This window comes from Micromonospora sp. NBC_01655 (genome assembly GCF_026339755.1).
Taxonomy (GTDB): domain Bacteria; phylum Actinomycetota; class Actinomycetes; order Mycobacteriales; family Micromonosporaceae; genus Micromonospora.
On the sequence record NZ_JAPEQF010000001.1, the window covers coordinates 4,225,646 to 4,235,000 of the forward strand.

The 9,355-nt window shown below is 66.4% G+C and carries 3 protein-coding genes and 2 rRNA genes (1 of these 5 only partly in view); 2 read left to right on the forward strand and 3 right to left on the reverse strand.

The window, feature by feature from the left end; translation table 11 throughout:
* Window positions 1-10 precede the first annotated feature (10 nt).
* Window positions 11-3,283 (reverse strand): DUF2961 domain-containing protein, encoded by a 3,273-nt coding sequence (locus OOK41_RS19455; protein WP_266266210.1) that lies wholly within the window; start codon window positions 3,281-3,283, stop codon window positions 11-13.
* 310 nt (window positions 3,284-3,593) lie between these two features.
* Between OOK41_RS19455 and OOK41_RS19460 the strand changes: the two genes are divergently transcribed.
* Window positions 3,594-5,078 (forward strand): VCBS repeat-containing protein, encoded by a 1,485-nt coding sequence (locus tag OOK41_RS19460; RefSeq protein ID WP_266266211.1) that lies wholly within the window; start codon window positions 3,594-3,596, stop codon window positions 5,076-5,078.
* 37 nt (window positions 5,079-5,115) lie between these two features.
* A complete protein-coding gene (locus OOK41_RS19465) occupies window positions 5,116-6,111 on the forward strand; it encodes an alpha/beta hydrolase family protein (protein WP_266266212.1) in 996 nt (331 codons plus the stop codon).
* Between the two features lie 71 nt (window positions 6,112-6,182).
* Here OOK41_RS19465 and rrf read toward each other — a convergent pair.
* Together rrf and OOK41_RS19475 are read right to left on the reverse strand one after the other, a co-directional pair.
* A 5S ribosomal RNA gene (gene rrf, locus OOK41_RS19470) occupies window positions 6,183-6,299 on the reverse strand.
* 85 nt (window positions 6,300-6,384) lie between these two features.
* Window positions 6,385-9,355 (reverse strand): 23S ribosomal RNA (locus OOK41_RS19475); it runs 136 nt beyond the window's last position.

Here is a 9,355-nt window from a genome sequence, read left to right on the forward strand (position 1 = left end):
GCGGCTCCTGTCAGGGAAGGCTCGGGCGGGGAAGGTCGGAGCCGGGGGCGATCTGGTCGCTCCACCGCCAGCCGTTCTGCACGAGGCGGCTGCCGTCGGAGAGCGACACGTAGGCGTCGGCGGCGCTGCCGCGGGTGTAGGTGACGGCGTCGCAGCGCCCGTCGCCGTCGAAATCGCCGACGCCGGGCAGCTCGATGCCGACGGCGAAGTTGCCGTGCCAGGTCGCGGCGGCGCCGAGGCCACCGCCGGTGGAGGGGCGGACCAGGACGTCGGCGCTCGCGCCCCGGGTGAAGGCGACGACGTCGTCACGGCCGTCGCCGGTGACGTCGGCCAGCGCGGGAAGTTGGCTGCCGGTGGCCACGCCGTCGCCCCACTTCCAGGCGTGCTGCACGAAGCGGCTGCCGTCGGAGAGCGAGGCGTAGACGGCGCCGCCGGCTCCCTGGAGGAAGGTGACGATGTCGTCGCGCCCGTCGCCGTCCACGTCGCCGACGGCGGGGGTCTCGGTGCCGGCAGCGAAGAAGTCGTGCCACTTCACCCCGGGCCCGAAGCCGGTGCCGGTGGACAGCGCGACGTAGACATCGGCGGCCTCGCCCCGGGTGAAGGTGACGATGTCGGTTCGCCCGTCGCCGTCGACGTCGCCGACGGCGGGAATCTCGGTGCCGACGGCGAAGAAGTCGTGCCACCTGCTGGCGGGGGCGAAGCCGGTGCCGGTGGACAGCGCGACGTGGACGTCGGCGGCCGCGCCCCGGGTGAAGGTGATGACGTCGGCCCGGCCGTCGCCGTCGACGTCGCCGGTGAAGGGCAGTTCGGCGTCGGTGGCGAAGAAGTCGTGCCACCTGGCGGCCGGTGCGAACCCGCTGCCGGAGGAGATCGAGGCGAAGACGTCGGCGGTGGCGCCGCGGGTGAAGCCGACCACGTCGTCCCGGCCGTCGCCGTCGACGTCGCTGGTGTTGCGCCCACGACTGAGCACCGTGGCGGTACCCGATGCGAGGCTGGCATTGCCCGCCTCGTCCAGCGCCACGATCCGGTAGTGCCACCGTTGCCCGGCGACGAGCGGTCCGTGCCGGAAGCTGGGGCTCCGCACGGTGCCGAGCAGGTTGGCCGGCGTGGTCGGCACGTCGGCGGCGCGCGCGCCGTAGACCCGGTAGCCGGCGACGCCCACGTCGTCGGTCGCCGCCGGCCAGCTCAGGGCGACCGCGTGGGTCCGGGCGCCGACGGTCGGCGCGGCCACCGTCGTCGGTGGCCGGGTGTCGGCGTACGGTCGCACGAGGCTGGACGCGGTGTAGGAGCTGGCGGTCCAGGCGGGCCGGCCGGCCGCTGGGGTCAGCGTCACGGTGACCGAGGCCCGGCCGGTGGTCACCGACGCGGGCAGGACGAACTCGTCGCTGCGCCACCGCTGCACGCCGTTGCCCTGCGGCTGGGCCCAGGTGCCCACCGCGACGCCGTCGACGGCCACGGCCACCTGCTGGCCCGCCGCGCCCTGTTCGCCGGTGCGCCGCAGCCGTACGCCCTGGTTGTCCGGGGCGACGGCGAGGCGGAACCGGACCGGGGCCGAGGTGGCGCGGACCTGCCCGGTGACCGTCGCCGCGTCGTCGTCGCCCTCGAAGACCGAGGTGAGGGGGTACTGCGCCGCGGGGCCGTCGGAGTAGTCGTGGGCCGTCCGACTCGCCGCGTCACCGACGGTGACCGTGTCGGTGAGCGCCTGCCCGACGGTGGGTTGGGTGTAGAGGTAGGCCGTGGAGCCGTACTCGGCGGGCATGTCGTTGGCCGGGCCGTGCTCGATGCCGAACCGCAGGCCGGTGCCGTAGTCGACCGCGTCGCCGATCATCAGCCGGTACGCCGCGTCGCACTCGTACGGGCAGCCGCCGGTGCGCACCTGGTGCCCGGGGTTGCCGGTGAAGACGCCCGAGTAGGTGCCCCGGTTGAAGTACCAGCCGGACTCGTAGAAGTCCTCGGTGCCGGTGCCGTGCAGCTGCGGCGTCGCCGAGCCGTCGACGTGCACCCGCTCGTCGCCCTCCAGGTAGTTGCGGGTGTTGCCGGCGGCGACGTGGCCGCGCATGGTCTGCGACACGCCGACGAGACGCCCGCGCCCGCCCTGCTCGGCGACGGTCCAGTCCTGCCCCGGGGTGGTCGCCCCCCGCCGGGACTGGGCGGTGAAGTAGCCGGCGTCGCCGTCGGCGGCCAGGGCGTCGGCCCACTGGGCGCCGGGCGCGGAGGTGATCTCCCAGCCGACGCCGGCGAGGTCGACGCCGTCGGTGTTGACGAGGGCCACGGCGGCGGCGGCCCGGAACGGCATCGGCCACCAGGAGCTGTACCAGCCGCCGGGGGCGGTGTCCATGGCGGACATCAGCGACCGGACCGGCCGTTCGCCGAGCCCGGAGCCGAAGAACTCGGCCACCGGCGCGTCCACGGTGGTCCGACCGTCGAAGGTGATCCGCAGCCGCAGCCGCCCGAGGCGGGAGTCGGTGGCGCTCGCGTCGGGCACCCGTAGGCGCAGCGCGGTGACCGCCCGGGGGCCGGTCAGGGTCGCGAGGGTGACCTGGCCGTTGGCGGGGACGGTGCGGGTGCCGTTGATCGTGGCGGCGCCCGGCTGTGCCGGCTTGGGGTCGCGGGTGCCGGCGGCCCGCAGCAGGCTCACCACGTCGGTGGCGGCGTCCGCGGGATCGAAGGACGGGACATCCTGGGCGTCGGCGAAGCTGCGGTAGGTGACGTGGTGGAACAGCGGGTTGTGCTGGGTGGTGACGCGCATCGACCGCCGGTAGGGCATCGGCACCTTGACGGTCACCCCGCCGGAGGTCTGGTCGGCGTTGCTCACCAGGGGAAACACGAAGGGGGCGCCGAGGCCGCCGTCCACGAGGTGCTGCAACCCGGTGTCGACGACGGTCCCGCCGTCCAGTTCGATGCGGATCCACCCGGTGGCGGCGACCGCGCCGTCGTCGCGGGTGAACCAGATCGACTCGATCTCACCGGCGCCGTGGTCCTCGGCGATCACGCAGCCGCCGTCCGTGCGCAGGCAGGAGTGGGCGCCGCTGAACCCGTCGTCGTTGCCGCCGGTCCGGTCGTAGCTGGAGAACTGCCGGGTCCGGGCACCGCTGCCGAGGTGTGGCAGCCGGTCGAGGCGTCGGTAGACGTCCCAGCCGACGGCGCCGGGGGCGGCCGAGGCGGTGGTCGTGGGCGCGGCGGCGGGGCCGGGCGTGGCGGACGCCGCAGGCGGCGCGGACGCGACGGCCATGGCGAGGGCGGCCGTGAGGACGACGGTACGCAAGCCGCGGGATCGGGCCATGTGTCACCTCGGCGGGCGGGCCCCTGGACGGCGCCACTGGCGGAAGTGAAGCCAACGCATTCGATTTCTGTCAATACCCTGCCTCGTGAGCACTCGCGGCGCGACGCTCCCACAGGTCCTCGTTCCCGCAGGTGGCAGGCCGTTTCCGAGCACCCGACCGGCACGAAAGTTTCTTCCTTGACTGCGCCGTCGAGTGGCCGTAAGTTTCATGTATCTATCGACAGATGTCGTCGTTCGCACTCGCTGCTCGTCCTCGCCCGGGACGGCCGCCCCGCCCGGACCACTGCTCCCCGCTTCCCAGAGGGCCATCATGGACACTCGCACCCGAACGCCCGCATTCCCCCTCGCGGCCCGGCTGGCCGCCGCCGTCGCCGTCGCCACGCTGGCGGTGACCGCCCCGGCGGCACCCGCCGCCGCGGTCCCCTCGACCGACGGCCCCGGCACGCTGGCCTGCACCTCGATACCGGCGAACCACGACCCGTCGATCATCGTCATCGTGCACCGGGTGGGCCTCAACCTGCGCGTCAACGACAAGGTGATGCTCGCCGGCTTCGAGACCGGTTGGGTCGAGTCCCACATGAACAACCTGCCCTGCGGGGACAAGTCCTCCCTCGGGGTGTTCCAGCAGCGCTGGGACTACGGCTGGGGCACTCCGGAGCAGATCATGGACCCGGTCTACTCGTCGACGCAGTTCTTCACCCGGGCCATCACCTGCGACCGCAACAACCCGGGCTACACCGCCGGTCAGGTCGCGCAGTGCGTCCAACGCTCCGGTTTTCCCGACCGCTACGACCAGTCGCAGGCCAAGGCCCGGTCGCTACTCGCCGAGGCGTCGCGGGTCACCGGCATGGCTCCGGGTTCGCCGACGGATTTCAGTGGTGACGGCAAGGACGACATCGTGGCGTTCACCCAGGGCTCACTCAACGACGTGTACGTCGCGACGTCCACCGGATCATCGTTCACGGGCACCTCGGTGAAGTGGAACGACTTCTTCGGCCTCAACGGCGAAACCCTGACCACCGGCGACTTCAACGGCGACGGCAAAGACGACATCATCGCCTTCACCCACGGATCCCTCGCCGACGTCTACGTCGCACTTTCCACCGGCACCAGCTTCGCCCCCGCCACCAAATGGCACGACTGGTTCGCCCCCGGCGCCGAAGTCGCCACCACCGGCGACGTCAACGGCGACGGCAAAGACGACATCATCACCTTCACCCACGACAACACCGCCGACGTCTACGTCGCCCTCTCCACCGGCACCAGCTTCGCCCCCGCCATCAAATGGCACGACTACTTCTCCATCCCCGGCGAACACCCCGCCACCGGCGACGTCAACGGCGACGGCAAAGACGACATCATCACCTTCACCCAAGGCCCCACCACCGCCTCCGACGTCATCATCGCCCTCTCCAACGGCACCACCTTCGGCACACCACAAAAATGGCACGACCTCTTCGCCGTCGGCACCGAACAACCCCGCGTCGGCGACATCAACGGCGACGGCAAAGACGACATCGTCACCTTCACCTGCAACACCGACGCCGACGTCTACGCCGCCACCTCCACCGGCACCACCTTCACCGGCACCACCATCAAATGGCACGACCACTTCTGCCTCCCCGGCGAATTCCCCTACCTCGCCGACGCCAACGGCGACGGCAAAGACGACATCATCGTCTTCACCAAAGGCACCACCAACGACGTCCACGTAGCCCTCTCCACCGGCACCACCTTCACCCCCACCACCAAATGGCACGACTTCTTCGGCCTCCCCCAAGAAACCACCCTCTGAACCCCCGAACCCGTAGCAGCTTCCCCGAGGAGAATCGATGCAAATCAACCCCGAAGGCGCTCGGCCCCTCACCCGCCGGCGGCTCCTGACCGGTGCCGCGGGAGTCGCCGCCGCCGGCGCGCTGGCGGGCACGTTCGGCGCGCCGCTCCCGGCCCAGGCCGCCGGCGACGGGCACGGCCTGCGCATCGTCGACCGCAACGAGAACGGCGGTCGCCTCCAGTACTACCGCTTCGCCACCGATGCGATCCAGTGGGATCCCGCTGTCAACGTCCTGTTGCCCGACGGGTACCACACCAGCAACAAGCGCTACCCGGTGCTGTACCTGCTGCACGGCGGGAACGCCGACTTCCGGACCTTCCACATGAACGACAACATCATCAACCTCACCGCCGGCAGGGAGATCATCGTCGTCATGCCGGACGCCGCGACCGGTTGGTACTCCAACCCGGTCAGCAGCAACACGGGGCCACGCAACTGGGAGACGTTCCACATCGCACAACTGCTGCCGTGGATCGAGTCGAACTTCCGCACCTTCGCGGAGTACAACGGACGCGCCGTCGCCGGCTTCTCGATGGGCGGGTTCGGCGCCCTGAAGTACGCCGCGAAGTACTACGGCCACTTCTGCTCGGTCAGCTCCCACTCCGGCCCGGCCAGCCTGCGCCGGGACTTCGGCCTCGTCGTGCACTGGGCCAACCTGAGCTCGGCCGCGGTCGAACTGGGCGGCGGCACCGTCTACGGCGCCCCGCTGTGGGACGAGGCACGGGTCAGCGCCGACAACCCGGTGCAGCGGATCGGGAGCTACCACAACAAGCGGATCTTCCTGGCCGCCGGCACCTCGCCCGACCCGGTCAACTGGTTCGACACGGTCAACGAGACCCAGGTGCTGGCCGGCCAGCGCGAGTTCCGGGCCGCTCTCGGTCAGGCGGGGATCCCGCACGAGTGGCGTGAGGTGCCCGGCGGTCACTACTTCCGCCACGAGCTCTTCGTCCAGGACCTCAACGGGATGCTCGGCCGCCTCCGTCGTGCGGGCTGATCCGGCACCGACGGCTCGGCGGTAGACGCAAGAAGGGCCACCCCCGCAGGGGTGGCCCTTCTTGAAAGAATGTCCGGCGGTGTCCTACTCTCCCACACCCTCCCGAGTGCAGTACCATCGGCGCTGGAGGGCTTAGCTTCCGGGTTCGGAATGTAACCGGGCGTTTCCCCTCCGCCATGACCGCCGTAACTCTATCGACATATCAAACAACACCAACACAACTGGTCTGTTGTTCATTTGCCGAGAGTTGCACAGTGGACGCGTAGCAGCTTAGTAATCAAGTCCTCGGCCTATTAGTACCGGTCAACTCAACCCGTTACCGAGCTTACATCTCCGGCCTATCAACCCAGTCGTCTAGCTGGGGGCCTTACCCCCTCAAAGAGGGGTGGGATACCTCATCTTGAAGCAGGCTTCCCGCTTAGATGCTTTCAGCGGTTATCCCTTCCGAACGTAGCCAACCAGCCGTGCCCCTGGCGGGACAACTGGCACACCAGAGGTTCGTCCGTCCCGGTCCTCTCGTACTAGGGACAGCCCTTCTCAAGTATCCTACGCGCACGGCGGATAGGGACCGAACTGTCTCACGACGTTCTAAACCCAGCTCGCGTACCGCTTTAATGGGCGAACAGCCCAACCCTTGGGACCTGCTACAGCCCCAGGATGCGACGAGCCGACATCGAGGTGCCAAACCATCCCGTCGATATGGACTCTTGGGGAAGATCAGCCTGTTATCCCCGGGGTACCTTTTATCCGTTGAGCGACACCGCTTCCACTCGCAAGTGCCGGATCACTAGTCCCGACTTTCGTCCCTGCTCGACCTGTCAGTCTCACAGTCAAGCTCCCTTGTGTACTTGCACTCAACACCTGATTGCCAACCAGGCTGAGGGAACCTTTGGGCGCCTCCGTTACCCTTTAGGAGGCAACCGCCCCAGTTAAACTACCCACCAGACACTGTCCCTGAACCGGATAACGGCCCGAAGTTAGATACCCAAATCAACCAGAGTGGTATTTCAAGATTGCCTCCACCCATACTGGCGTATGGACTTCACCGGCTCCCACCTATCCTACACAAGCTAATTCGGATACCAATGTCAAGCTATAGTAAAGGTCCCGGGGTCTTTCCGTCCTGCCGCGCGTAACGAGCATCTTTACTCGTAATGCAATTTCGCCGGGCCTGTGGTTGAGACAGTGGGGAAGTCGTTACGCCATTCGTGCAGGTCGGAACTTACCCGACAAGGAATTTCGCTACCTTAGGATGGTTATAGTTACCACCGCCGTTTACTGGCGCTTAAGTTCTCCGCTTCGCCCCGAAGAGCTAACAGGTCCCCTTAACGTTCCAGCACCGGGCAGGCGTCAGTCCATATACATCGAATTACTTCTTCGCATGGACCTGTGTTTTTAGTAAACAGTCGCTTCCCCCTGCTCTCTGCGGCCATACAACGCTCCACCCGCAAGGGGCTTCACGTCTCCGGCCCCCCTTCTCCCTAAGTTACGGGGGCAATTTGCCGAGTTCCTTAACCACAGTTCGCCCGATCGCCTCGGTATTCTCTACCTGACCACCTGTGTCGGTTTGGGGTACGGGCCGCTAAGAACTCGCTAGAGGCTTTTCTCGGCAGCATAGGATCACTGACTTCACCTGAATCGGCTCGGCATCACGTCTCAGCCACATGTGTTGCGGATTTGCCTACAACACGGCCTACACGCTTACCCCGGCACAACCACCGGCCGGGATCAGCTACCTTCCTGCGTCACCCCATCGCTTGACTACTACCCGCCAGGTTCCCACGCTCCCCCAGATCAGTCCGAAGACCTCACCAAGATCGGATGGTTAGCACAACGAAGTTCATCAGGGACGCTCTTTCGCGGGTACGGGAATATCAACCCGTTGTCCATCGACTACGCCTCTCGGCCTCGCCTTAGGTCCCGACTCACCCAGGGCGGATTAGCCTGGCCCTGGAACCCTTGGTCATCCGGCGGAAGGGTTTCTCACCCTTCTTTCGCTACTCATGCCTGCATTCTCACTCGTGCCGCGTCCACAACTGGGTCACCCCGCTGCTTCACCCCCGGCACGACGCTCCCCTACCCATCCACACACCTGCACGCACCATCAAGGGCACGCGAGATTAAAATGTGAATGCCACAGCTTCGGCGGTGTGCTTGAGCCCCGCTACATTGTCGGCGCGGAACCACTTGACCAGTGAGCTATTACGCACTCTTTAAAGGGTGGCTGCTTCTAAGCCAACCTCCTGGTTGTCTATGCGACCCCACATCCTTTTCCACTTAGCACACGCTTAGGGGCCTTAGCTGGTGATCTGGGCTGTTTCCCTCTCGACTACGAAGCTTATCCCCCGCAGTCTCACTGCCGCGCTCTCACTTACCGGCATTCGGAGTTTGGCTGATTTCGGTAAGCTTGTGGGCCCCCTAGACCATCCAGTGCTCTACCTCCGGCAAGAAACACGCGACGCTGCACCTAAATGCATTTCGGGGAGAACCAGCTATCACGGAGTTTGATTGGCCTTTCACCCCTAACCACAGGTCATCCCCCAACTTTTCAACGTTGGTGGGTTCGGCCCTCCACGCGGTCTTACCCGCGCTTCAGCCTGCCCATGGCTAGATCACTCCGCTTCGGGTCTAGGACACGCGACTGAACGCCCTATTCAGACTCGCTTTCGCTACGGCTCCCCCACACGGGTTAACCTCGCCACATGCCACTAACTCGCAGGCTCATTCTTCAAAAGGCACGCCGTCACCCCGCAAGGCTCCGACGGATTGTAGGCGAACGGTTTCAGGTACTATTTCACTCCCCTCCCGGGGTACTTTTCACCATTCCCTCACGGTACTCGTCCGCTATCGGTCACCAGGAAGTATTTAGGCTTACCAGGTGGTCCTGGCAGATTCACGGCAGATTACAGGGGTCCGCCGCTACTCGGGAACACCCACAGAAGACCAGCCACTTTCACCTACCGGACTCTCACCGCCTACGGTCAGCCATTCCAGACTGTTCGGCTAGCAACTGGCTTTATAACTTCTCGAATGCATGTCAGTACACTCAGCAGGGTCCCACAACCCCGACCACGCAACCCCTGACAGGTATCACACGCAACCGGTTTAGCCTACATCCGCTTTCGCTCGCCACTACTCACGGAATCACTCTTGTTTTCTCTTCCTACGGGTACTGAGATGTTTCACTTCCCCGCGTTCCCTCCACACACCCTATGCATTCAGGTGCGGGTGACATCACATGACT